Origin of the sequence: Aneurinibacillus sp. Ricciae_BoGa-3 (assembly GCF_028421645.1) — a bacterium.
In the GTDB taxonomy this organism is placed as follows: domain Bacteria; phylum Bacillota; class Bacilli; order Aneurinibacillales; family Aneurinibacillaceae; genus Aneurinibacillus_B.
In genome coordinates this window covers 4,695,328-4,718,151 of record NZ_CP116887.1, presented here as the reverse complement: position 1 = coordinate 4,718,151, position 22,824 = coordinate 4,695,328, and the positions used below count along the sequence as shown (strand labels likewise).

Annotated in this window: 21 protein-coding genes and 2 pseudogenes; 21 read left to right on the top strand and 2 right to left on the bottom strand. The window is 39.8% G+C overall.

Annotated elements, in window-relative coordinates:
* Positions 1 to 15 precede the first annotated feature (15 nt).
* The 4 genes and pseudogenes from PP175_RS23945 to PP175_RS23930 form a co-directional block, all read left to right on the top strand.
* Positions 16 to 1,260: pseudogene (locus tag PP175_RS23945) on the top strand (IS1182 family transposase); the annotation flags it as partial.
* A 462-nt stretch (positions 1,261 to 1,722) separates the two neighbouring features.
* Positions 1,723 to 1,986 (top strand): S-layer homology domain-containing protein, encoded by a 264-nt coding sequence (locus PP175_RS23940; RefSeq protein ID WP_272440693.1) that lies wholly within the window; start codon positions 1,723 to 1,725, stop codon positions 1,984 to 1,986.
* Complete coding sequence (locus PP175_RS23935; protein ID WP_442870497.1) at positions 1,983 to 2,744, top strand: S-layer homology domain-containing protein; 762 nt, start codon at positions 1,983 to 1,985, stop codon at positions 2,742 to 2,744. Before PP175_RS23940 ends, PP175_RS23935 begins: the two co-directional genes overlap by 4 nt.
* 133 nt (positions 2,745 to 2,877) lie before the next feature.
* On the top strand, positions 2,878 to 4,485 hold the full coding sequence (locus tag PP175_RS23930) for a hypothetical protein (protein WP_272440692.1): 1,608 nt from the start codon (positions 2,878 to 2,880) through the stop codon (positions 4,483 to 4,485).
* 154 nt (positions 4,486 to 4,639) lie between these two features.
* On the opposite strand, the gene PP175_RS23925 is transcribed toward PP175_RS23930, so the two are convergent.
* Complete coding sequence (locus PP175_RS23925) at positions 4,640 to 5,089, bottom strand: IS3 family transposase (protein WP_442870403.1); 450 nt, start codon at positions 5,087 to 5,089, stop codon at positions 4,640 to 4,642.
* Between PP175_RS23925 and PP175_RS23920 the strand changes: the two are divergent.
* Positions 5,046 to 5,354: pseudogene (locus PP175_RS23920) on the top strand (IS3 family transposase); the annotation flags it as partial. The gene PP175_RS23925 and the pseudogene PP175_RS23920 overlap by 44 nt on opposite strands.
* A 169-nt stretch (positions 5,355 to 5,523) precedes the next feature.
* Here PP175_RS23920 and PP175_RS23915 read toward each other — a convergent pair.
* The gene (locus tag PP175_RS23915) at positions 5,524 to 6,213 is read right to left on the bottom strand and encodes a helix-turn-helix domain-containing protein (protein ID WP_272440691.1); all 690 of its coding nucleotides are present in this window, start codon (positions 6,211 to 6,213) and stop codon (positions 5,524 to 5,526) included.
* A gap of 608 nt (positions 6,214 to 6,821) precedes the next feature.
* Between PP175_RS23915 and PP175_RS23910 the strand changes: the two genes are divergently transcribed.
* The 16 genes from PP175_RS23910 (at position 6,822) to PP175_RS23835 (ending at position 22,815) form a co-directional block, all read left to right on the top strand.
* Positions 6,822 to 7,103 carry a transposase gene (locus PP175_RS23910; RefSeq protein WP_272439342.1) on the top strand — a complete coding sequence of 94 codons (282 nt, stop codon included), beginning with the start codon at positions 6,822 to 6,824 and terminating at the stop codon, positions 7,101 to 7,103.
* Positions 7,073 to 7,978: an IS3 family transposase gene (locus PP175_RS23905; protein ID WP_334314215.1), complete on the top strand. Its 906-nt coding sequence runs from the start codon at positions 7,073 to 7,075 to the stop codon at positions 7,976 to 7,978. The genes PP175_RS23910 and PP175_RS23905 overlap by 31 nt, the downstream gene beginning before the upstream one ends.
* A 425-nt stretch (positions 7,979 to 8,403) precedes the next feature.
* Positions 8,404 to 8,964, top strand: a complete 561-nt coding sequence (locus tag PP175_RS23900) for a winged helix-turn-helix domain-containing protein (RefSeq protein ID WP_272440690.1) — start codon at positions 8,404 to 8,406, stop codon at positions 8,962 to 8,964.
* A complete protein-coding gene (gene galU, locus PP175_RS23895) occupies positions 8,961 to 9,833 on the top strand; it encodes a UTP--glucose-1-phosphate uridylyltransferase GalU (protein ID WP_272440689.1) in 873 nt (290 codons plus the stop codon). The genes PP175_RS23900 and galU overlap by 4 nt, the downstream gene beginning before the upstream one ends.
* Before the next feature lie 67 nt (positions 9,834 to 9,900).
* On the top strand, positions 9,901 to 10,710 hold the full coding sequence (locus tag PP175_RS23890) for an ABC transporter permease (RefSeq protein WP_272440688.1): 810 nt from the start codon (positions 9,901 to 9,903) through the stop codon (positions 10,708 to 10,710).
* A gap of 14 nt (positions 10,711 to 10,724) precedes the next feature.
* Positions 10,725 to 11,930, top strand: coding sequence for an ABC transporter ATP-binding protein (locus tag PP175_RS23885; protein WP_272440687.1), 1,206 nt, complete (start codon positions 10,725 to 10,727; stop codon positions 11,928 to 11,930).
* Between the two features lie 2 nt (positions 11,931 to 11,932).
* Positions 11,933 to 13,345, top strand: coding sequence for a methyltransferase domain-containing protein (locus tag PP175_RS23880; protein WP_272440686.1), 1,413 nt, complete (start codon positions 11,933 to 11,935; stop codon positions 13,343 to 13,345).
* 28 nt (positions 13,346 to 13,373) lie between these two features.
* On the top strand, positions 13,374 to 15,167 hold the full coding sequence (locus PP175_RS23875; RefSeq protein ID WP_272440685.1) for a glycosyltransferase family 2 protein: 1,794 nt from the start codon (positions 13,374 to 13,376) through the stop codon (positions 15,165 to 15,167).
* A gap of 75 nt (positions 15,168 to 15,242) precedes the next feature.
* The gene (rmlA, locus tag PP175_RS23870; protein ID WP_272440684.1) at positions 15,243 to 16,133 is read left to right on the top strand and encodes a glucose-1-phosphate thymidyltransferase RmlA; all 891 of its coding nucleotides are present in this window, start codon (positions 15,243 to 15,245) and stop codon (positions 16,131 to 16,133) included.
* Positions 16,134 to 16,139: 6 nt separating this feature from the next.
* On the top strand, positions 16,140 to 16,688 hold the full coding sequence (rfbC, locus tag PP175_RS23865) for a dTDP-4-dehydrorhamnose 3,5-epimerase (RefSeq protein WP_272440683.1): 549 nt from the start codon (positions 16,140 to 16,142) through the stop codon (positions 16,686 to 16,688).
* Between the two features lie 14 nt (positions 16,689 to 16,702).
* Positions 16,703 to 17,725: a dTDP-D-glucose-4,6-dehydratase RmlB gene (gene rmlB, locus PP175_RS23860; RefSeq protein WP_272440682.1), complete on the top strand. Its 1,023-nt coding sequence runs from the start codon at positions 16,703 to 16,705 to the stop codon at positions 17,723 to 17,725.
* A complete protein-coding gene (gene rfbD / locus PP175_RS23855) occupies positions 17,726 to 18,574 on the top strand; it encodes a dTDP-4-dehydrorhamnose reductase (RefSeq protein WP_272440681.1) in 849 nt (282 codons plus the stop codon).
* A 31-nt stretch (positions 18,575 to 18,605) separates the two neighbouring features.
* Positions 18,606 to 19,523 (top strand): glycosyltransferase family 2 protein, encoded by a 918-nt coding sequence (locus PP175_RS23850; RefSeq protein ID WP_272440680.1) that lies wholly within the window; start codon positions 18,606 to 18,608, stop codon positions 19,521 to 19,523.
* 33 nt (positions 19,524 to 19,556) lie between these two features.
* A complete protein-coding gene (locus PP175_RS23845) occupies positions 19,557 to 20,666 on the top strand; it encodes a glycosyltransferase family 4 protein (protein WP_272440679.1) in 1,110 nt (369 codons plus the stop codon).
* Between the two features lie 114 nt (positions 20,667 to 20,780).
* Positions 20,781 to 22,241 (top strand): sugar transferase, encoded by a 1,461-nt coding sequence (locus PP175_RS23840; RefSeq protein ID WP_272440678.1) that lies wholly within the window; start codon positions 20,781 to 20,783, stop codon positions 22,239 to 22,241.
* A gap of 91 nt (positions 22,242 to 22,332) precedes the next feature.
* The gene (locus tag PP175_RS23835; RefSeq protein WP_272440677.1) at positions 22,333 to 22,815 is read left to right on the top strand and encodes a hypothetical protein; all 483 of its coding nucleotides are present in this window, start codon (positions 22,333 to 22,335) and stop codon (positions 22,813 to 22,815) included.
* Positions 22,816 to 22,824 lie beyond the last annotated feature (9 nt).

Genomic DNA, 22,824 nt, shown 5'->3' with positions numbered 1-22,824 from the left:
AAAAGCAATTATGAAATTGATTCACTTGTAAAAGATATGTATTCTACGGAACGCGGTCGTCCAAGTATCGATCCTGTCATTCTAATTAAAATGACCTTCATTCAATATATGTTTGGTATTCGTTCAATGCGTAAAACAATCGAAGAAATCGAAACGAACTTAGCTTACAGATGGTTCCTCGGCTTTGGATTCCATGATAAAGTTCCGCATTTCTCTACCTTCGGTAAGAATTATGAACGTCGCTTCAAGGATACGGATTTATTTGAAAGGATTTTCCATCGGATTTTAAAGGAAGCGTCAGAGAAGAAATTGATCAGTAGCGAGCACGTTTTTATCGATTCAACGCATGTTAAAGCAAGTGCAAATAAGCGTAAATTTGAGAAGAAAGTGGTTCGAAAAGAAACGAAAGCCTATCAGTCCCGGTTAATAGAAGAAATCAATGGCGACCGTGAAGAACATTGTAAAAAGCCCTTCCCACCGGATAAATTTAAGAAGGATGAATATAAGGAGATTAAAGAAAGCACTACTGACCCAGAGAGTGGCTACTATGTAAAGGATGAACGAACGAAGCAGTTTGCCTATTCTTTTCATATAGCTGCTGATGAAAATGGCTTTATCTTAGGGACCATTGTGACGCCTGGTAATACTCATGATAGTACAATGTTTGAACCTTTACTTGAAAAAGTGATTGAGAAGTGCGGGAAACCTATTGCCGTCGCTGCGGACGCTGGATATAAAACACCTGCCATCGCTGAATACCTAATCACAAATGAAATTCAACCGGCATTGCCTTATACTCGCCTTCGTACGAAGGAAGGGTATTTGAAGAAACACGATTATGTTTATGATGAGCACTATGATTGTTATCTTTGTCCGCAAGGACAAGTTTTATCATACAGCACAACCACAATGGAAGGTTATCGACAGTACTTCTCCAATCCTAGTCAGTGTAAGGATTGTCCTCTGTTGTTAAAGTGTACTCAGAGCAAAAATCATCAAAAGCTTATTCAACGACATGTCTGGGAAAGTTATCTTGAAGAAGCTGATCACCTTCGCCATACAGAAGAGATAAAGAGCATCTATGCACGGCGCAAAGAAACGATTGAGCGTGTATTTGCAGATGCAAAATAAAAACATGGTATGCGCTGGACAACCCTTAGGGGGCTTAAAAAATTGTCCATGCAGGCGATGCTTACTTATGCTGCAATGAATTTAAAGAAGATGGCTAATTGGACATGGGTGAGTCCCAAAATGGCATAAACATAGACCTCTTCGAGGTCCATATAAAGAAAAATAAAGCTTGAAAATGAGCAAAGGCATCCGAATAGGGTTATTCGGATGCCTTTTGTCGACAAACTGAGAACCTCTGATTATTTCAGAGGTTCTTTTTGTTTTGCGCGAATGACTATTTAAAGTTCCACACTCTATTATCGGTTGCGGGAATAACATGATACATAAAGATATTTCTAACAGAAGGTCTATGTAATTCTATTAAAATGGTAAACATCACATATCGTATTAATTAATCACTACTAATTTACCGAGACCTTTAACTCATAAAAAAACGATTAATCCGACAAAAGTTATACACAAACAGCGCGAATGGTGGTAAAATTTAGATGCGACTTGATTTTTGTCCTAAATCTTGTAGATATATGTAAGCAAGATAGGGTCAAAAAGAGTTAGTGTCATTTAGTAGACTATCATGGTAGGAGGGGTAAGATGAAGTTTCGAAAGGGAGTTTATAAGGGACTATCTTCAGTTTTAATTAGTGGTTCTATGGTAATGGCTATCGCAGGCTCTGCATTAGCCGATGTTAAGGATGTTAGCGGGCATTGGGCACAGGCCCAGATTACAAAGTGGGTAGACAAAGGATACATAAGCGGGTATGCGGATGGAACGTTCAAACCGAACAACAGCATCACTCGTGCAGAATTTATGACGCTTGTTAATAAGTCCTTTGGGTTACTGAAGAAGCCTCAATAAACTACAAAGATGTATCGAGCAGCCAATGGTTTTATAAAGAAGTTGCTAAAGCCAAGGCAGCTGGTTATATTTCCGGTTATGCAGATGGCACAATAAAGCCAAACAATAAAATCACACGTCAAGAGGCAGCTGTAATAATTTCAAAATTGTTGAAATTAAGCCCAGTTTCGGAAGATAAACTAAGCAGTTTTGTAGATGCTAGTTCCATCGCGCCTTGGGGCAAGGAGTTTGTTGGGGAAGTTATGGGACAGGGAATCATGCACGGATACCCGGATAAAACGTTCAAGCCAAACAACAACATTACCCGGGCTGAATCCGTATTTACACTTGATGAAGCGTTAAATTCACAGTCCACAGACAATGGAAATACTTCCACGACCGGAGACAGCATTAGCACGACTACACCTTCAACGGGCTCCACAGGTGGTGGCGGTGGCTCCAGCAGCGGTGGATCCACTAGCGGTAGCTCCAGCAGCGGTAGCCTTATCCTAAATAATTCCTCTTCTTCGACTATAACCTACAATTCAGGTTCAATTAACCGAACTAGCTTTGCAGGTATAACAACTGTTCAGATCACAGGCCCTGTTAGCTTTGGTTCAACATCACTTATACCTTCGAATGTGACAGTTGTTATTAGAAAAGGTGCATCGTTAACAGGACCTGGCACCATTGCAGGTACTTTAAATATGGTAGATGATCCGACTACGTCGCTCAATAACGTTACTGTAACTGGACAAACAAATATTATTGCTCAATAGGGGAAGGAGACTTTAAATGGGGAAGCAAATAATTAATTTAAAAGCGGTTGCTGTCTTATCAACAGTTGCGTTAAGTACGATGTGTACATCGGCTTTTGCAACTACTATAACTAATTCGCAATTGTCCGGCGGCTTGACTATCAAAGCTTCTAATGCCACATTATCACTTGGGGACAATACTGCAGTAAATAATATTACGGTAGATTCTACGGCAACAGGGTCGCAAATTACTGCTACTGCTAGTGCGAGAGTCACTGGGAATGTCGTACTGAATGCTCCTGTAACAATCGGTGGTAACAGCAGTGCGTTTAATAGTGCCAATGTTACAGTGAATGCTTCACAAGTTACTGTTAATGTTCCTTTGAATAACGTTAAATTTAATAATAATAATACGACGATCGCTGGTACAAGTGCGCAGCAGGTAATAGACAATGCGGATCGCTCAGGCTATACTCCAACACGGACCAGTAGTAATCCACCATCAGCGACATCTATCACCGTAAATAATACAACATCAGTGGATACGGTAGTCGTAACAGGCTCGTCAACCGGAGACACGATCAAAGTTTATGCTACCGCAACCGATCAAACTCCAATTGGAACGGGTACGGCTGGAAGTAACGGTACAGCCAACGTGGTACTAACAGGTTTACTTGCCAACAGCGGTGAACTATATGTAACCCGTACAGAGGCAGGTAAAACTGAAAGTGCAAGAACAGCAGTGACATATGGTCAAGTAACAACAGCTCCAGCTGCACCAACAAGCGCAGCATTAACAACAGGAACTAATGCTGGTACAACCAAACTAACAGGTGTTAACAACACAATGGAGTATACAGTGAACTCTGGCTCTTACCAACCGATCATCAGTACTTCTGCAGATAATATCACAGTTAGTTCAGGTGATGTAATCTCTGTACGTGTTACAGCAAACGGGGCAACGCCGGCATCGAATGCTCAACAGCTGACAGTAGCTCTAGCCAACATTACCCCAGCGGCTGCACCAACAACAGGGACACTAACACAGGGAACTACCTCTGGTACAACCCAACTAACAGGTGTTGACAACACAATGGAGTATGTGGTGAACACTGGGTCTTACTTACCCATCACCGGTACGACAGTAGATAACATACAAGTAACTTCAACCGACACAATTTATGTACGTATAGCAGCGACCGCACAGAAACCAGCATCTAACGCACAAGTGATTCCTGTTCAACAAGCATATATTAAGCCTTTTGCAACACCAGCTGCACCAACAAACGGAGCATTAACAACAGGAACTAATGCTGGAACAACCAAACTAACAGGTGTTGACAATACAATGGAGTACACAGTGAACTCTGGCTCTTACCTACCGATCACCGGTACTTCTGTAGATAGCATACAAGTAAGTTCAGGTGATGTAATTTCTGTACGTGTAGCAGCAAATGGAGCAACACCAGCATCGAATGCTGAACAGCTGACAGTAGCTCTAGCCAACATTACTCCAGCGGCTGCACCCACAGCGACACTAACACAGGGAACTACCTCTGGTACAACCCAATTAACAGGCGTTGACAATACAATGGAGTATGTGGTGAACACTGGGTCTTACTTACCGATCACCGGTACTACTGTAGATAACATACAAGTAACTTCAACCGACACAATCTATGTACGTATAGCAGCGACTGCACAGAAACCCGCATCTAATGCACAAGCGATTCCTGTTCAACAAGCATATATTAAGCCTTAGGTTAAATGACTAAACGGTCCGGAGATTGCTTTCACTCGTCATCAAACAAGGCGACTGAACTCTGATGCGTTAAAATGATAAAATTAATGAAAAAGTCTTCCAGGAAAACTGAACTGCCCCCTGTCAAGTAGACAACGGGAATAAATAAACGAAGCTAGGCGGCTTTAACCCTGTATTCCAAGGGGCTAAGGCCGTTTAGTCTCTTTTGTAATCGTTCATGATTATAAAACTGTATGTATTCCTCAATGTCTTTCTTTAATTCTTCAAACGTGGTGTACTTGTTTAGATAATACTTCTCACACTTCAATGTTCCCCAAAATGCTTCCATCGGTCCATTATCAATGCACCTTCCCACCCTCGACATACTTTGCGCCATTTTTGCCTTTTCTATTTTCCTTTTAAATGCTGGGGAAGTATATTGAAATCCCCTGTCACTATGGAGAAGAGGAGTGGCTCCTGGATTGGCTTGTACTGCTAAATCTAGGGTTTTAAACACCAATGCATTATTATTGGAAGTACCTAATACATAGCTTACAATTGACCCATCGTGTAAATCTAATATCGCAGAGGAGATAAAGCAACTATATGAGAAGGTGGGCGGCATATATGGATACCGTAGAATGACAATGAACCTCAATCGTACCTTGTCCAAGCCTATTAACCATAAACGTGTGTATAGATTGATGAGGATCGTTGGAATCCAGTCGGTGATTCGACGCAAGCGCAAGAATTATAAGCGCAGCAACCCACAACATGTGGCCGAAAACGTATTGAACAGGGATTTCAACGCAGCAAAGCCAAATGAGAAATGGCTAACAGATGTGACCGAAATGAAGTACGGAGCCTCACAGAAGGCTTATTTAAGCTCCTCTAGAATTTCCTTATTCCACTCTTCATTCCCGGAGGGAATGTGATGAAGCCACTTATAATAGGCAGAACGTGCAATTTTAGCAACCTTGCACAATAGTACAATAGAGAAATTCTCTTCCTTATGAACTTCTTGAACGGCTACATATTTATCCGTTAATCGAATCTGGCTTAAAGACGCCTTTTGAAACGCCTCCTCTCCAATTCCTCCAACTTTTTTAAGAATGCATTTTCCGCTCGAAGACGCTCATTTTCTCGCTCCAATCGCTTTATTTCGCGCTGGGCCCTCTCTTCGGGGGTCAACTCTGGCTCCACCTTACGGTGGCCACGCTGATCTTTTAGACCGTCTTCTCCTTCTTTCTCATACTTCTTCACCCATTGATACACCTGTTGATAGGAGACATTGAATTGTTCAGATGCTTGATGATAATCTTTCCCGTTCTGTAAACAGTACCTAACGATTTCCAAACGTTCTTCTAGTGTGGTGGACCGCCCTTTAGTCATAGAGTTCTTCATCCTTTTTGTCTCTTTTAAATCTCTATGACCATTATAATTCTTTATCCACCTCCTCAACACAGATCTGCTGGATATTTCATACTTGCGTACAATCTCATACTGAGAATAGTTCTCTGAAAGGTAATCAAGAACGGCAGACATTTTTAGTTCTTTGGAGTACCCTTTCCACCCACTGGAACCATGAAGTCCATTCATTCCATACGCCTCAAATTGATAGACCCATTCTGTGATTGTTAGTTTGGATATATTATATTCAAGACAGAAGTCTGCAACCGTGGTTTGTCTGTTCTCATACGCGACAATTAATGCGTACTTTTCTTGAGCAGAATAAGCACTTTTTGCCATAGAAAAAGCCCCCAAACAAGCAAACAGATTTTTGTTATTTCATCTGTCTACTTTATTGGGAGCATATAAACCCTGGAGGGCTTTTTTTGCTACATAACCATTGCCGAACATACGATGGTAGACATCCATTATATACGACAGAAGGAACCAAAAAGATTAGGGCATGCCATTTTTGTCCGCGAGGAACTTTATCGAGGATGAATAGTTTGCTATTTACTGGGTGATGATATTGTCCAGGCTGAAAAAACATGCATGCGGCAGATGATAGAGTGCTATGAGCGCTATCGTTCCTCCATTTTCGGTGCGTTGAAGGTGCGGGATGATGAGGTCTCAGACTATGGAACCGTTAAAGCTAGAAAAATTATGAACGATTCTACACGGTTCAAGACTTAGTTGAAAAGCCTTCTAAAAAAACCGCTCCATCTAAGATAGCGATTGTGAGGAGTTACATTCTTATGCCGCGAATCTTTGAAATACTGGAGAATCAACAACCAGGGGCAGGCGGAGAAATTCAGTTGACAGATGCCATTGGTGTTACCCTGAATAAGTGGACTGTTTCTTAGACACTTCGTATAATCATCAATGAAGTGTGAAAGAGGGAGATTACCATGGCAAGAAAACAGTATGATATGAACTTTAAACAAATGATTGTGGAGCTAAATCAGAACGGGCAGACAACGGCTTCACTTTCCCGCGAATATGGCATAACCGAGTCTATGATTTACAAGTGGAAGAAGCAATTGACACCTACGGTGCAAGCAGACGGTTCAACGATGAATCCTACTGACGTTAAACGACTTCAAAAGCGAATTGATGAGTTGAAAATGGAAAATGAAATCTTAAAAAAGGCAGTCGCCATATTCGCCAGTCCACCCAATTCCATCAAGTAAAGCTGATTGTTGATTCTTTCAGGGGGACGTACTCTATTACACAAGTACTTCGCGTCCTGGGGATAGCTAAATCGAGCTATTATGCGGCGTTTAAACGCTCAGAGAGCAAACGATCCCAACAAAATAAAGAACTCTTGACCATGATTAGACAAATCTGGTTCGACTCAAGAAAGCTTTATGGGGCTCCAAAGATTCACGCTGAACTTCGGAAAAAGAGTAAGCGTGTTGGGATCAAACGTGTGCAACGCATCATGAAAGAGAACGGAATAAGGTCCATTGTTCAAAAGAAATACAGACCAGCTCATGGTGCTGCTTGCTCGAAAGAGCAACCTGAACGCCTCAATTTAGTGAACCAAAATTTCGATGTACGAACAGTTGGCAATGTCGTGTTTACCGATATCACCTACATCTACACCAAACGAGACCGTTGGGTCTACTTAGCCTCATTCTATGATGCGAAAACGAAGCGAATCGTGGGATGGAATATGAGCCGCACCATTGATACAGCACTTGTACTCGAAGCGTATAACCGTATGAAGGTGCAGCTATCTTCTACTAAGAATCTCATTATCCATAGCGATCAAGGCGTTCAATATACATCAACTGCATATATCGAAGCCTTAAAAAACGACGGCTACCGTGCCTCTTATTCACGAAAGGCCTACCCCTATGATAATGCGTGCATCGAATCCTTCCACTCTGTTCTAAAAAAAGAATTGGTGTATCGTATGCAATTTAACGATTTTGAGGACGCACATCTTCGCATCTTTCAGTACATAGAAGGCTGGTATAATAACCAACGAATCCACAGCGCCTTGGGCTATCGAACACCAAACGAATATGCCAAGCTGTTAGCTCAACAAAAGGTGTCTTAAAATCGGTCCATGATATTGACGTAACATCACATTGCGCAATTAAATAAATATGAATGGGTTTGTCCCTATGAATTCTGGAGACCGTTATGATGTGGGTGACAAGATAGGCTTTATCTAGACTACGATTGAATTTTCTTCACAAGAAGAAGAGTTAAGAGAAGAGTCGCTGGATTATTTAAGAAGGACAATCAGCCAATTGATATAAAACGGGTTAATTAACTTTTCATTTGAGTGATTTAGCTTGCCATTTGCTGACACTTTTATCGATTACTAGTTTGAACCCCTGACAATTTAGGGGGTTCTTTTTTGGCCTTAACTTGTCATGAGAAATTTGGTTGACCCTGTTAAGTTATTCGAGTAAAATTATTACTCGGAGAGCTAAGTATATTTAACTAGCTTTATAAATGCGTTAATGGAGTGAAGATATGCTAGATTACCTAATCACTTCAAAAACTCGTATAAAACTTATCCTTAAATTTTTTCTTAATACACAAATGAAAGGGTACTTGCGGTCTTTATCCGAGGAATTTGGGGAATCAACCAACGCTGTACGGGTTGAATTAAATCGACTTACGGAAGCGGGCCTTCTTGAATCAAAGAGTGAGGGACGTATGAAGGTCTACCAGGCTAACAGTAAGCACAGCCTCTTTCCCGATCTGCATAACATCGTAAAAAAGTACATAGGCATAGACCTCTTGATAGAAGATGTCATAAAGAAGCTGGGAAATGTAGATCTTGCTTTAATAACTGGCGACTATGCGAAAGGGATTGATTCGGGAATAATTGACCTGGTTATTATAGGTTCGGTGGATAAAAACTATCTGCAGGTGCTCGTGGAGAAGACGCAGACCATCGTTAAGCGGAAGATTCGAACTCTCGTTTTGGATAATGGGGAGTTTGAGCTGTGGAATCCAAAATTTAAACAAGAGAAAGCCCTGGTAGTATGGAATAATTCTGTACCTAGTAGGGAAAAGGAGCAGGCATGAGAGTACGAAAAGCTATTATTCCAGCAGCAGGGCTTGGCACCCGGTTTTTACCGGCAACCAAAGCTATGCCGAAAGAAATGTTACCTATTGTAGACAAGCCCACAATCCAATATATTGTGGAGGAAGCGATAGATTCCGGAATAGAAGATATCATCATTGTGACTGGTAAAGGTAAACGGGCCATTGAAGATCATTTTGATAACTCATTCGAACTTGAGAATATCCTGCGAGAAAAAGGAAAGTTAGACATTCTGGAAGAAGTACAGAAACCTTCTAAAATGGTAGACATACATTATATTCGCCAAAAGGAACCAAAAGGACTGGGACATGCCATCTGGTGTGCACGAAACTTTATTGGGGATGAACCGTTTGCTGTGTTGCTAGGCGATGACATTGTACAGGCGGAGAAACCTTGTATTAAGCAGATGATAGAATGTTATGACCGGTACCAGTCCTCCATCCTCGGTGTAATGAAGGTCCCGCATGATCAGGTATCCCGCTATGGAATCGTGCAGGCCAGGGAAAATGGCGAACGCTTCTATATGGTTGAGGATTTAGTTGAGAAACCGGCTAAGGAAACGGCTCCATCCAATATAGCGATTATGGGAAGATATATTCTCACCCCGAGAATCTTTGAAATACTGGAGAATCAAGAACCTGGAGCTGGCGAAGAAATTCAGTTGACGGATGCGATTGCCGAGTTAAATAAGTACGAAGCGGTGTATGCGTATGAATTTGATGGGCAGCGCTATGATGTCGGTGAGAAAATCGGATTCATTAAGACAACAATCGAACTGGCGTTACAGAGAGAAGAGTTGAAACAGGAATTGCTTAATTACTTGAGGAAAACTGTTGGTCGACAAAAATAGTGGTGTGCAGGTCAAAACAATATAGGTGATTTGAAACAAAAAATTAAAGAGGCAGGGTTAAGCTATAATGACAGCAGTAAAGTCGATCTTTATGTTTATATTAGACATCTTTGGAAGTCATCGATTAATTTATGAATTAGCCAAAAAAGATGTGAAGTCAAAATATCTTGGATCTTATCTAGGAGTTTTATGGGCGTTTGTCCAACCCACTGTTATGATTCTGATCTTTTGGGTTGTTTTTCAACTTGGATTTAGAAGTATGCCAGTGGATAACTTTCCATTTATCCTTTGGTTGCTGTGCGGAATGATTCCGTGGTTCTTTTTTAACGACAGTGTAATAAGTGCTGCTAATTCTATTATAGAAAATAGTTATCTCGTTAAAAAAGTGGTATTTCGGGTTAGTGTCCTCCCTCTTATAAAAATTGTATCTTCACTCTTTATTCACGCTTTCTTTATTGTAATACTCTTTCTTATTTTTTTCGTATATGGTTATATGCCATCTATATATAATATTCAAGTGGTATATTATTTAATTGCAACCATCTTTCTTGTATTAGGTATTTCATGGATTACTTCATCTTTAGTTGTATTCTTAAAGGATATCGGACAAATTATCGCAATGGTTCTGCAATTCGGATTCTGGTTAACCCCTATAATCTGGGCGTTTAATATTGTTCCTGCTAAGTATCAAATTTATTTTAAATTAAACCCAGTTTTTTATATTGTACAGGGCTACCGTGAAGCTTTTATCTATCATACGTGGTTTTGGAAACATACATTTTTATCGGTTTATTTTTGGACATTTACGTTTGTTTGTTTAATGATTGGTATTTTATTGTTTAAAAAATTACGTCCACATTTTGCTGATGTTTTATAAGGAGGTGCTTGGACGTGGATAACGTTTCTATTGATGTGGAAAGTTTAACAAAAGCTTATCGTCTGTATGATCGCCCTATTGACCGTTTAAAAGAGTCATTGAATCCAATGCGTAAAAGTTATCATAAGGAATTCTATGCGCTTAATAATATTTCGTTTACCATTAACAAAGGTGATACAGTCGGAATTATAGGAAAAAATGGATCAGGCAAATCAACGCTGCTTAAAATCATTACAGGTGTTTTAAATCCCTCATCTGGTAGTGTCAAGGTGAAGGGGAAAATCGCTGCGCTTCTGGAATTGGGTGCGGGTTTTAACCCGGAGATGACAGGGATGGAAAATATTTACCTTAATGGGACTATTATGGGATATAGTAAAGAAGAAATGGATGAGAAATTAGATGATATCTTATCCTTTGCAGACATTGGTGATTTTATATACCAACCGGTTAAAACATATTCAAGCGGTATGTTCGTCCGATTAGCCTTTTCTGTTAATGTTAATGTCGATCCTGATATTCTGATTGTTGATGAAGCCTTGGCTGTAGGTGATATGCAATTCCAATTAAAGTGCATCGAAAAAATGAAAAGCTTCAAGAAAATGGGAAAAACCATTTTGTTTGTTAGTCACGACACCTATTCCATCAGAAATTTCTGTACCGATTGTATATGGATGAAGGACGGACAGATTCATATGCGTGGCAATGCGAAGTTGGTTACTGATGAATACCAGGATTTTATGAAAGATGGGCATGGTAAAAAGACAGAGGTGACAATAGAGCAAAATGTAAGAAATGACATTCTCACAATAGATAGGATTTATACAACAGATATGGAAGGGAATGCACGTAGTTCATTTAATTATAAGGAAAATATAAAAGTTGTCATAGATTACTCTATTCATAACCCGATGAAAGGAATAGTCGGTGGGGTAGCGCTTTTTGATAGACAGGATACCTATGTCTGTGGATTAAATACCAAGTTAGATCAATACCCGCTACCTAGCGAACCGGGCAAATACCAACTGTCAGTTCGATATGAGGATGTTTCTTTACTCCCAGGAACTTATTTTATTGATGTCGGCTTCTTTGAAAGCTCTGGTTTGGTAAGATTAGATTATCAATCCAAAGCTGAACAATTTGTTATTACTTCGAGTGATTATCTTGCAGAAGGGATGGTTTGCCTTAAGCATCATTGGCATAATAATGGAGGTGATCGCTAAAGATGAAATATAATTTCAATATAGATATGACAGAGGAGAGTTCACTCTCTCTGATTCTACGGAATATAAAACCAAACTCGAATGTTCTTGAATTTGGCCCGGCAGCTGGTTATATGACAAAGTATATGCAGGAAGAATTGGGTTGTAGGGTTTATTGTGTTGAAATAGACGAACAAGCTGCACACATAGCAGAATCGTTTTGTCAAAAGATGATTATTGCAGACATTGATAAAATGGACTGGGTAGATGAATTGCCAGTTAACTTTTTCGACCATGTTATATTTGCTGATGTACTGGAGCATTTAAGAAAACCATTAGAAGTTTTAAAAAAAGCTAAAGGATTTCTTAAATATGGTGGCACCCTTTGTACGTCTATTCCTAATATAGGACACAATGCAGTGCTAATGGGGTTATTAAAAGGTGAGTTTGATTATCAGCCAACCGGATTATTAGACGAAACGCATATTCACTTTTTTACAAAAAAAAGCTTTTTGGAAATATTGAAAAGAAGTGGATTTTCTCCTGTTGAATGGTCTGCAGTTTACTTATCACCAGAAAATACAGAACTTAATCAAAGATATGAGGATTTTCCAAAAACCTTACAGAATGTGTTAAGACATCAGGATGATGGATATGTTTATCAGTATGTTGCGGTTTCTAAGAGGCAGGAGGATACGAATGAAGATGAGATAATAATGGATTATTCATTAACCTCCAGTCAATCTTATTCTAATTACTTGCAAATATACTGGAGTACCAATGTATCCGATTTTTCGGAGGAGAACTCAGTACGCGTTCCACTTTCTAAAACAGAGGAATTTATGACATATGATATAAATCTCCCTGCTGTGGTATCTGGAAGGTTTCGAATAGATCCTTTAAATGAAATGTCCATGATAGAAATAAGAAGCATAGCCATTGTAGATTCAAACTTTCAAAAGCGGGATGTCCCTTTTTCGCTTTTACAACCTGGCAGTGGACTTATTCATATTAGTAACGATCCGGATTATAAAGTTATTGCGACATCGGATGACCCCCAAATCCTGCTTGAAACGGGGAATATTCCAACAAATTTGCCATTCACATTAAAGATCACAATGAAATATTGTGTGGATTTTTTTAATATCTTTCAGTCGTTGGCCAGTCATGTAGATACTGCGCAACAGAAAGTGATTAGCCTACAAAGAGAGTTGCAGCAATTGAATTACAAGTTAAGTCATATCGAAGAGGAATTGAATATTAAAGAAAATGAGTTGAATAGTAAAGAAAATGAGTTGAATAGTAAAGAAAATGAGTTGAATAGTAAAAATGAAGAGTTGAGATTAAAAGCATCACAATTGTCACAAATTATTAATTCCAAATCATGGAAAGTCACAGCGCCCTTAAGAGCTCTCCGAAATAAAATGAACAAATAAAAATACTTCTAAGGAAAAGGTATGAATAATGGAAATGCTCGATATTGTTCTAGTCTCTTATAATTCACAAAAGTGGATAGCTGATTGTCTGCAAAGTATTGAGAGTGTGGATTACCCGTTGAAGAATATCCATCTTACCTTTGTAGACAATAGTTCCACCGACGAAACGGTTAAATTGCTCAATGAATATCCTAACAAAAATTTGTTTGGTAGTTTCGCTGTGCATGCACTGGATCGTAATGTTGGATTTGGCCCCGCCAATAATATCGGTGTAAAAATTACTTGCCAGCCTTACGTGTTATTCCTTAATATCGACACTGAATTAACGCCTAATAGTTTAGCCGAGTTAATGAAAGTTGTGAAAAGCAGCCAACAAGATGTTGCCTTGTGGGAACTTAGGCAATTTCCTTACGAACATCCAAAGTTATATGATCCGCTGACGATGGAAACCAGTTGGTCGAGTGCAGCAGCGTGTTTAGTGCGTCGTGATTATTTTCTAGAAGTCGGCATGTTTGATGAAAATATTTTTATGTATGCAGAAGATGTAGATTTAAGTTGGCGGTTTAGGGCCAATGGATATAAAAATTTATATGTCCCTCAAAGTGTGGTTTACCATTACACATACCAAAATGCGGGTGAGGTTAAACCAAACCAATTTTATAATAGTACATTTAACAATCTTATGCTTCGTTATAAATTTGGAACGGTTAAAGATATTATAGCAGGCTATACATTATTTCTATCGCTATTTGGTATACAAGGTCCATCCCCCGATCATAAAAAAATACTGAGAAAAAATATAATTAAAAGTTTTAAAAGGGGAATGCGATTTAGAAGGTGGTTTAAAAAGAACAGGCAAAAAAATTTTGTGCCGAATTTTAGAGGCTGGGATTATGAACTAATTCGGGATGGGGCTTTTTATGAGAATAAATTAGCAAAACAAGAACCTCTAGTTTCTATTATCGTAAGAACTTGTGGAAGGCCAAGCGTGTTGAAGGAAACGCTGCTAAGCTTAAACAACCAAACGTACAAAAATATTGAAATTGTAATTGTTGAGGACGGACCGGATGTTTCTCGTTGTATGATTGAACAGGAGTTTAGTCACCTGAATATTGTCTACCAAGCAACGACAGAGAATGTTGGAAGGTGTAAAGCAGGGAATATGGCGTTAGAATTAGCGAGTGGAGACTTTTTTAACATTTTGGATGATGATGATCTTTTTTATGCGGACCATATTGAAGTACTGGTCACATCAGTAGTAGAAAATCCTAAATATAAAGCTGCTTATTCCATTGCCTTTGAAACGCCAATAGAAGTTACGTCTGTTAATCCGGATTATCAATATAAGGAGCTATTCCACAATGTGGTGTACCGTGAAAAATTTAATAGATTAGTCTTGCTACACCACAATTACTTTCCTATTCAGACGGTATTGTTTTCTAGGGACATTTATGATGAATTAGGAGGATTTGATGAATCCTTAGAAGTTCTGGAAGATTGGGATTTATGGTTGAGATATGCTTTAAAATATGATTTTTTATATACGGAAAAGTTAACTTCGATCTATCGAGTTCCAGCTTCACCAGAAAAAACATATCAAAGGCAAGCTCTGTTTGATAAATACTTAAACATTGTTAGGCAAAAACACTTCAGTAATAATATCGTCTTATCTGTAGAAGAGATATTCAAAGACATTGAGGCAATCTTAACGCGACCGCAGCCAATTATTTATAGAGTTAGGGAAATGACCCCAAAAGAGTTCGTATTTAAGGCGAAAAATAAAATTTATACAAAAATGAAGAGCTTATTAACCAATAGATAGCTGAGTTGAAAGTAATTTTTATTAACTAGCCACAAGTTATATTTCTCGAGGCGAGTAATAAGGGATGGTGTGAATATGAAAGGAATTATACTTGCAGGAGGAAGTGGCACACGCCTCTACCCCCTAACAAAAACTGTATCAAAGCAACTCTTACCGGTTTATGACAAACCAATGATATACTATCCATTATCTATATTAATGCTTGCAGGTATTCAAGAAATCCTTATTATCTCAACTCCTGATGACACGCCGCGATTCGAACAACTACTGGGTGATGGCAGCAATTTAGGAGTTTCACTTTCGTATACAGTTCAACCATCTCCGGATGGACTTGCCCAAGCTTTTATCATCGGAGAGGATTTCATTGGTGATGACAGTGTCGCGCTTATCCTTGGTGACAACATTTTCTATGGTGGCGGACTTACCAAAATGCTGCAGCGAGTAGCTAAAAAGGAGTCTGGGGCGACTGTCTTCGGTTACAATGTTAAAGATCCTGAGCGGTTTGGTGTTGTTGAATTTAACGAAGCGGGTAAAGTTATTTCAATTGAGGAAAAACCTGAAGAACCTAAATCAAGCTTTGCAGTAACAGGGCTATATTTTTATGATAACCGTGTAGTAGATATTGCGAAAAATATTATGCCATCTTCCCGCGGTGAGCTTGAGATTACCGATGTTAACAAAGCCTATTTAGAGATGGGAGAACTTGAAGTGGAACTGCTTGGCCGCGGCTTCGCCTGGCTTGATACAGGGACGCATGAATCACTTTTACAGGCCTCTCATTTTATTGAAACGATTGAAAAACGTCAGAGTTTAAAGGTCGCTTGCCTTGAAGAAATCGCTTATCGTATGGAATACATCTCGCGTGAAGATTTACTGCGGCTAGCCGAACCGTTGATGAAAAACGAATATGGTCAGTATCTGCTTTCTCTTGCTAACCGGCCTAAAGAGTTAATAACAAAGGGGTGATAGGCGATGAATGTAATAGAAACAAAACTAAACGATGTGATTCTTCTAGAACCTAAGATTTTTGGAGATGCGCGTGGTTACTTTATGGAAAGCTACAACAAGCAAGTTTTCTCTGAAATAGGGCTCGATTTTGAATTTGTGCAGGACAATCAATCGCTTTCAGCTGAAGTTGGGGTGATTCGGGGATTGCACTATCAATTAAATCCCAAAGCACAAACAAAGCTTGTACGTGTACTGCAGGGAGCGATTTATGATGTGATTGTTGATATTCGTAAAAGCTCCTCCACTTTCGGACAGTGGCAGGGTTTTATTTTGAACGAGCATAACAAAAGACAGCTTCTTGTACCAAAAGGTTTTGCACATGGTTTTTGTACGCTTGCACCTAACACGGTTGTGGCTTATAAAGTCGATGAATACTATTCGCCAGAGAATGACAGGGGGATACTGTGGAATGATCCCACATTAAATATCGATTGGCCAACCTCAAACCCTGTACTCTCAGCAAAAGATAAGATTCATCCTTTGCTAAAAGACGCAGAAATCAACTTTAAATAGGAGTATATACAACCATGAAAATATTAATTACAGGTGGAGCCGGATTTATCGGAAGTAACTTTGTGAACTATATGGTAGATAAATACCCCGATTATGAATTTGTAATCCTTGATGCGCTTACCTATGCGGGTAATTTGGAGAATTTGAAAAAGGTTGAAACCAAGTCAAATTATACTTTTATAAAAGGCGATATAACTGATCGGGCATTCGTTGATTCTGTTGTATCCGATAAAGTAGATGTGATTGTGAATTTTGCAGCTGAGTCCCACGTTGACCGAAGCATTACCGATCCAGAAGCCTTTGTGAAAACGAATATTCTGGGCACTCAGGTATTGCTGGACGCAGCCAAAAAATATAAAGTTAAAAAATATCTGCAAGTATCCACGGATGAAGTGTATGGAACGCTGGGGGAGACAGGCTTGTTTACGGAAGAAACGCCGCTAGCCCCGAACAGTCCCTATTCATCCAGCAAAGCTGGTGCGGATTTGCTTGTCCGCGCTTACCACGAGACATACGGCCTTCCGATTAATATCACGCGCTGTTCCAATAATTATGGACCCTTTCATTTTCCTGAAAAATTAATTCCACTTATGATTATCAATGCTTTACATGATAAGGAGCTGCCTGTATATGGCGACGGTCTTAATGTAAGGGATTGGTTATATGTAGAGGATCACTGCGCGGCTATTGATCTCGTTATTCATAAAGGCGAACCCGGTGAAGTATACAATGTAGGCGGTAATAACGAGCGGACCAATTTGGAAATTGTAAAGCGGGTTTTATCCGAATTAGGGAAACCGGAAAGCTTGATTCGATTTGTAACCGACCGTCCAGGACATGATCGGCGCTATGCGATCGATGCCACAAAGATTAAAATAGAATTAGGATGGGAACCCAAGTATGACTTTGAATCGGGGATTGTCAAAACCATTCAATGGTACTTAGACAATCAAGAATGGTGGCAACGTATTATTACAGGTGATTACGTAGACTATTATGCCAAGCAGTATGACACACGTGTAAACGGGGTTGAGTAGATGAAAGTTCTTATTACGGGTGGGAAAGGACAGCTTGGGACAGATGTCGCTCGGATTCTACAGGAACAGGGCCATGAGGTTTATGCACTCGGAAGAGATCAACTAGACATTACGCTTTTAAAAGAAACTATTTCTACCATAAGTGAAATGAAGCCAGACGTGATCGTGCACACGGCTGCCTATACGAAAGTAGATGCAGCAGAAGAACAAGTGGACCAGGCTTATCTTGTGAATGCTATAGGCACACGAAACATCGCGATAGCGGCGGATAAAGTGAAGGCCAAGCTGGTTCATATTAGCACTGATTATGTGTTTAGAGGTGATGTCGAAACCCCATATCGTGAATTTGATTCTACGGATCCTCTAACGATGTATGGCAAATCGAAGTTGGCAGGTGAAGTATTCGTCCGCGACTTCTGTAAGCACTATTTTATTCTGCGGACATCATGGGTGTATGGAAAACACGGCCAGAATTTCGTGAAGACCATGCTTAAGCTAGCGGAAACGAGGTCGGAGTTAAATGTTGTCTTTGATCAGGTTGGATCCCCTACATATACGGTGGATTTAGCTCGCTTTATTCTGCAAATAATGGAGACGGAATGCTATGGGACATACCATGTTTCAGATAGTGGTCATTGTTCATGGTATGAGTTTGCCCGTGAAATCTTTGAATTAGCTGGGAAAGATATTAAAGTAAATCCAGTCACAACGGCGGAATTTCCCCGTCCAGCACCACGCCCGGCATATTCTGTGATGGACCATATGATGATTCGGTTAAATAGGCTGCCGGATCTTCCTTCCTGGCAGGCTGGACTGCGTTCTTTTATGGAAGAAATCCGGGAAGACTAGGACTCTTTCAATCGTTTATGGGAGAGGTCTAATGAAAAAAGTTCAAATTTTACTCTCTACTTATAATGGCGAGAAGTATGTTGCGGAACAGATAGACAGCCTATTATCACAAAGTTACCCTGAAAGTGAAATATTGATACGGGATGATGGCTCAACTGATAAGACGCTACCCATTTTACAGAACTATACGTGGGGAAATAACAGGATAGGTATTATGCCTGAAAACAATATCGGAGTAGTGGCCAGTTTTCTTGAACTGCTGATGAAATCGTCCGCTGAAGCGAGTTATTTTGCTTTCTGTGATCAAGACGATGTTTGGTTCAAGGATAAGCTTTTGAACGGTATTGCAATGATAGACTCGCTACCTGAAGATATGCCCGTGATGTACTGTTCGCAGCTGGAAATCGTGGATGTAAAGCTTTCCACTTTAGGGCAAATGCCTGTACCTCATCGTGGACCATCTTTTGCAAATGCTTTGGTACAAAATATTGCGACAGGCTGCACGATTATAGTCAACCGGGCAGCGAGGGATTTTTTGCTGAAGCAGCTACCCCATCCCTCAAGCATTATTATGCATGATTGGTGGGTGTATCTCGTAGTATCGGCTTTTGGAAAGGTTGTATACGATAAAAGGCCCCAGCTGTACTACCGTCAGCACGGTTCCAACTCAGTCGGAGCCAAGGTGGATTTTCTGCAGAGGTGGGTTGCGAGAATCAAGGGCTTCTATAGAAGAGGAAGACGGCTGCGACTATCACAACAGGCTAAAGAATTTCAGCGTATATTTGCTCAGCAGCTTCCTCAGAATAAGGCAGAATTCCTAGATCGATTTGTAAATAATAGGCGGACTTTTATACAGCGTTTATGGTATGCCTGTGAACGTAATGTCTACAGGCAATCAAAGGTAGATACGTTTGTCTTAAAGATACTTATCCTTTTCAATAGAATTTAGCCAGAAATTATGTTAGCAGGGAATGTACACGCTATGAAAATTGCCTATATCATCACACGTTCTGATTGGGGGGGAGCGCAGGCTCACCTCTACGATATTATGAAATTTATTAAGAGCCATACCCGGCATGAGTGCTGTCTTATCATCGGTGAACAAGGGTTGCTTGCTGATAAAACCAGGCAAATTGATATTCCGGTAACAATTGTATCAAATCTGGTTCAGCCGATTGATCCTTTTAAAGATGTAGCGGCAATAAAGGATACGGTTGCGATATTAAAAAAAATAAAACCGGATATTATCCATCTCCACTCTTCTAAAGCAGGGATCGTAGGAAGAATAGCAGGCAGATTAACTGGAATACCCGCTATTTTTACTGCACACGGGTGGGCTTTTACAGAAGGGGTATCAGTTTCCCGGCAACGGATTTTCCTCCCCATTGAGCGCTTCATGGCCCGTTATACAAGTAAGATAATATGTGTATCAGAATACGACAGGCATATTGCTTTAGAAAAAAACGTTGGAGATCCAAATAAATTAATTGCCATCCATAACGGAATTCCCGATGCTTATCCCCATCAATCGGTTAAGGATGCATCTAAAATCAAGTGCATTATGGTAGCTAGGTTTTCCACACAGAAAGATTATGGCACTCTATTGCAGGCTGTTCATAAGATGCTGCCTGGTTCAGATTTGAAGTTCGATTTGGTCGGTCAAGGTGAGCTACTTGAATCAACTAAGCAACTAGCCAGCCAATTAAATGTAAATGAAATGGTATCCTTTCTGGGGCCTAGAAGAGACGTTCCTGATTTATTGGTGAAAAGCGACATCTTTTTGCTGATCTCCAATTATGAAGGGTTTCCGATCAGTATTCTTGAAGCGATGCGGGCGAGTCTACCTGTAATTGCTTCTGATGTAGGGGGAGTAAAAGAAGCTGTAATTGATGGTGTTACTGGTTTTTTAATTCCCAGGGGCGATAGTGAGAAACTAAAAAGTAAGTTAGAACTGCTCACAGGCAATCCGCAGCTTCGCATGAACATGGGAATGGCTGGACGAGAACGCTACCTAAAGTATTTTACCGATACAACTATGCTTAAAAAAACGGTGGCTGTGTATGAATCAGTAGAAGAGAACATTTATCTTTAGGATTAGCATATAATTCGATAATTTTCGCTTGAATTTAATGAAATTTTTACAAAGGTAAAGTAATATTGTAGGTGGACTAAGAACGAACAAGTAACAGGCAGGGGGAATCAGCACATGCCAGGTGATTATCGCATGCGCTTTTATAAGGTTATACTGGCGCTTTTTGATATATTTTTAGTGAATATAGGATTTATTGTTTCATTTTGGGTGAAATTCGTCTGGAGCGAAGAAGAGAACTCTGCTCCTTTTAAGGTTAAACTTTTTGGTACTCTTATTCCACAGAATAATTTAGACCCCTATATTCATCTGATTCCTTGGATTTCTGCTGTTGCTTTTATCATTTTTTATATGTTTGATCTCTATTCGAACTGGCGTCGTAAAAGCTTAACCCACCTGCTGTCAGCAATTTTCCTTTCAATTATAAGCCTTTCTCTCATCACCATGGCAATTACTTTCTGGTATCGTGGATTTGCTTTTCCACGAAGCGTATTAATTGTAGCAGCTGCGGTGCAAGTTTTTGCGTTTGCAATTAGCCGGACATCGATTTGGTATTTTGCCAAAAGATTTTATGGGAAAAGACAAGTAGTGATTATCGATGCAGAACTGGAAAACGGTCTTAATCTTGTGGAAAAGTTTCTCAGGCATGCTGTAGGTTGGTTCATTGTGAAGGATTTTATTTTGCTTAATGATTGGAAGACTAGCAAAAGTAGAATAGATAGCGCAGATGTTGTACTTATAGGGGCAAATGTTCATCGGCAAGAAAAAGCTGAAATCATCAGCTTTTGTGCGAAATATGGCAAAGAAGTATTGGTAGTGCCTGAACTTTATGAGTTATTTATTCTAGGAGCTGAGTCACAGCAGATTGATGATTTGCTTGTATTGTCAATTCAACCACCTAAGTTAACGCCTGCGCAGTTATTTACAAAAAGGATTTTTGATTTGGTCTTTTCAGGGTTGCTTCTGGTTTTACTGAGTCCTGTAATGTTATTGGTAGGATTGGGCGTTCGGTATACCTCACCTGGACCTGTGATTTTCAAACAAGAACGCCTGGGGAGAAATGGTGTTCCTTATACAATCTATAAGTTTAGAAGTATGGTAAATAATGCTGAAAAAATATCAGGCCCTGTGCTCGCAACAAGTAAAGACCCGCGTATAACCCGTTTTGGCAGTTGGATCAGGGCAACGCGATTGGATGAAATTCCTCAGCTATTTAATGTGTTTAAGGGAGACATGAGTCTGGTGGGGCCCAGGCCAGAGCGCTCTTTCTTTATCCAGCAATTCCAAAAAACGCTGGCCGACTACTCTTACCGGATGTCTGTGAAACCAGGCATTACAGGTCTTGCTCAGGTGATGGCAAAATACAGCACAACAGCCGAGGATAAATTGCGCTTTGACCTTATGTATGTAAGAGGCTATTCCTTTGGACTGGATATTAAAATTTTGTTGCAAACCCTTTTTGTTGTTTTTCGTGGAGAGCAGGCTGCAGGTGTTACAAAAAAGGATGCAAAACAAAGAGAAGAGCTTGTAAAAAGTTTTAATTATGGATATTTAACTGATATAAAATATAAAAAGTAATAGTTATCAGGGGCTAGACATCAAAAATCTAGTCTTTTTTATATAATATTAGTTTGTAATCTTACTTATATGTTTAACGGAGGAGATTGACGTGGGTAAAGAATGGACCGGGGAGAGACGCAACCTTGTTGTTTACGCGTTACTTGGTATCGCGATTGTGTTGATTGTTATTACCATCGTAGTGAGCCAAAATCAAAATCAGCAGTTTAGCCAGGATTCACAGGATCATCAAACTGCGCAAAATTTGTTGAAGCAAAACAAGTTTGGAGAAGCGGAAAAATTGTATAAAAGCTTGCTTGACACTCACCCTGATAGTTACCTTTTGCAATGGGAATATAGCCTGAGTCTATACATGCAGGGAAAGTATAAGGAAGCGGATGATAATTATGGACGGGTGAGGGAGTTACGTCCAGCTATTATTCAAGATGCTCGATACCTTATCCAATATGCAGAAGTGCTGAAACGAGAAGGTAAAGTGGATAAAGCGACAGCATATGCAGTGCAAGCGAAAAAAATCAATAATGATCCGGCATTGAATAATGAAATTGCTCAATTTTTTAAAAAGAAATCATAGTACCAAATT

What these genes read in the sequence shown, in the direction of transcription:
- PP175_RS23940 (WP_272440693.1), top strand. Translation starts at nt 1,723, where the DNA reads ATGAAGTTTCGAAAGGGAGTTTATAAGGGACTATCTTCAGTTTTAATT.
- PP175_RS23925 (WP_442870403.1), bottom strand. Translation starts at nt 5,089, where the DNA reads ATGCCGCCCACCTTCTCATATAGTTGCTTTATCTCCTCTGCGATATTA.
- PP175_RS23915 (WP_272440691.1), bottom strand. Translation starts at nt 6,213, where the DNA reads ATGGCAAAAAGTGCTTATTCTGCTCAAGAAAAGTACGCATTAATTGTC.
- PP175_RS23910 (WP_272439342.1), top strand. Translation starts at nt 6,822, where the DNA reads ATGGCAAGAAAACAGTATGATATGAACTTTAAACAAATGATTGTGGAG.
- PP175_RS23900 (WP_272440690.1), top strand. Translation starts at nt 8,404, where the DNA reads ATGCTAGATTACCTAATCACTTCAAAAACTCGTATAAAACTTATCCTT.
- galU (WP_272440689.1), top strand. Translation starts at nt 8,961, where the DNA reads ATGAGAGTACGAAAAGCTATTATTCCAGCAGCAGGGCTTGGCACCCGG.
- PP175_RS23890 (WP_272440688.1), top strand. Translation starts at nt 9,901, where the DNA reads ATGACAGCAGTAAAGTCGATCTTTATGTTTATATTAGACATCTTTGGA.
- PP175_RS23880 (WP_272440686.1), top strand. Translation starts at nt 11,933, where the DNA reads ATGAAATATAATTTCAATATAGATATGACAGAGGAGAGTTCACTCTCT.
- PP175_RS23875 (WP_272440685.1), top strand. Translation starts at nt 13,374, where the DNA reads ATGGAAATGCTCGATATTGTTCTAGTCTCTTATAATTCACAAAAGTGG.
- rmlA (WP_272440684.1), top strand. Translation starts at nt 15,243, where the DNA reads ATGAAAGGAATTATACTTGCAGGAGGAAGTGGCACACGCCTCTACCCC.
- rfbC (WP_272440683.1), top strand. Translation starts at nt 16,140, where the DNA reads ATGAATGTAATAGAAACAAAACTAAACGATGTGATTCTTCTAGAACCT.
- rmlB (WP_272440682.1), top strand. Translation starts at nt 16,703, where the DNA reads ATGAAAATATTAATTACAGGTGGAGCCGGATTTATCGGAAGTAACTTT.
- rfbD (WP_272440681.1), top strand. Translation starts at nt 17,726, where the DNA reads ATGAAAGTTCTTATTACGGGTGGGAAAGGACAGCTTGGGACAGATGTC.
- PP175_RS23850 (WP_272440680.1), top strand. Translation starts at nt 18,606, where the DNA reads ATGAAAAAAGTTCAAATTTTACTCTCTACTTATAATGGCGAGAAGTAT.
- PP175_RS23845 (WP_272440679.1), top strand. Translation starts at nt 19,557, where the DNA reads ATGAAAATTGCCTATATCATCACACGTTCTGATTGGGGGGGAGCGCAG.
- PP175_RS23840 (WP_272440678.1), top strand. Translation starts at nt 20,781, where the DNA reads ATGCCAGGTGATTATCGCATGCGCTTTTATAAGGTTATACTGGCGCTT.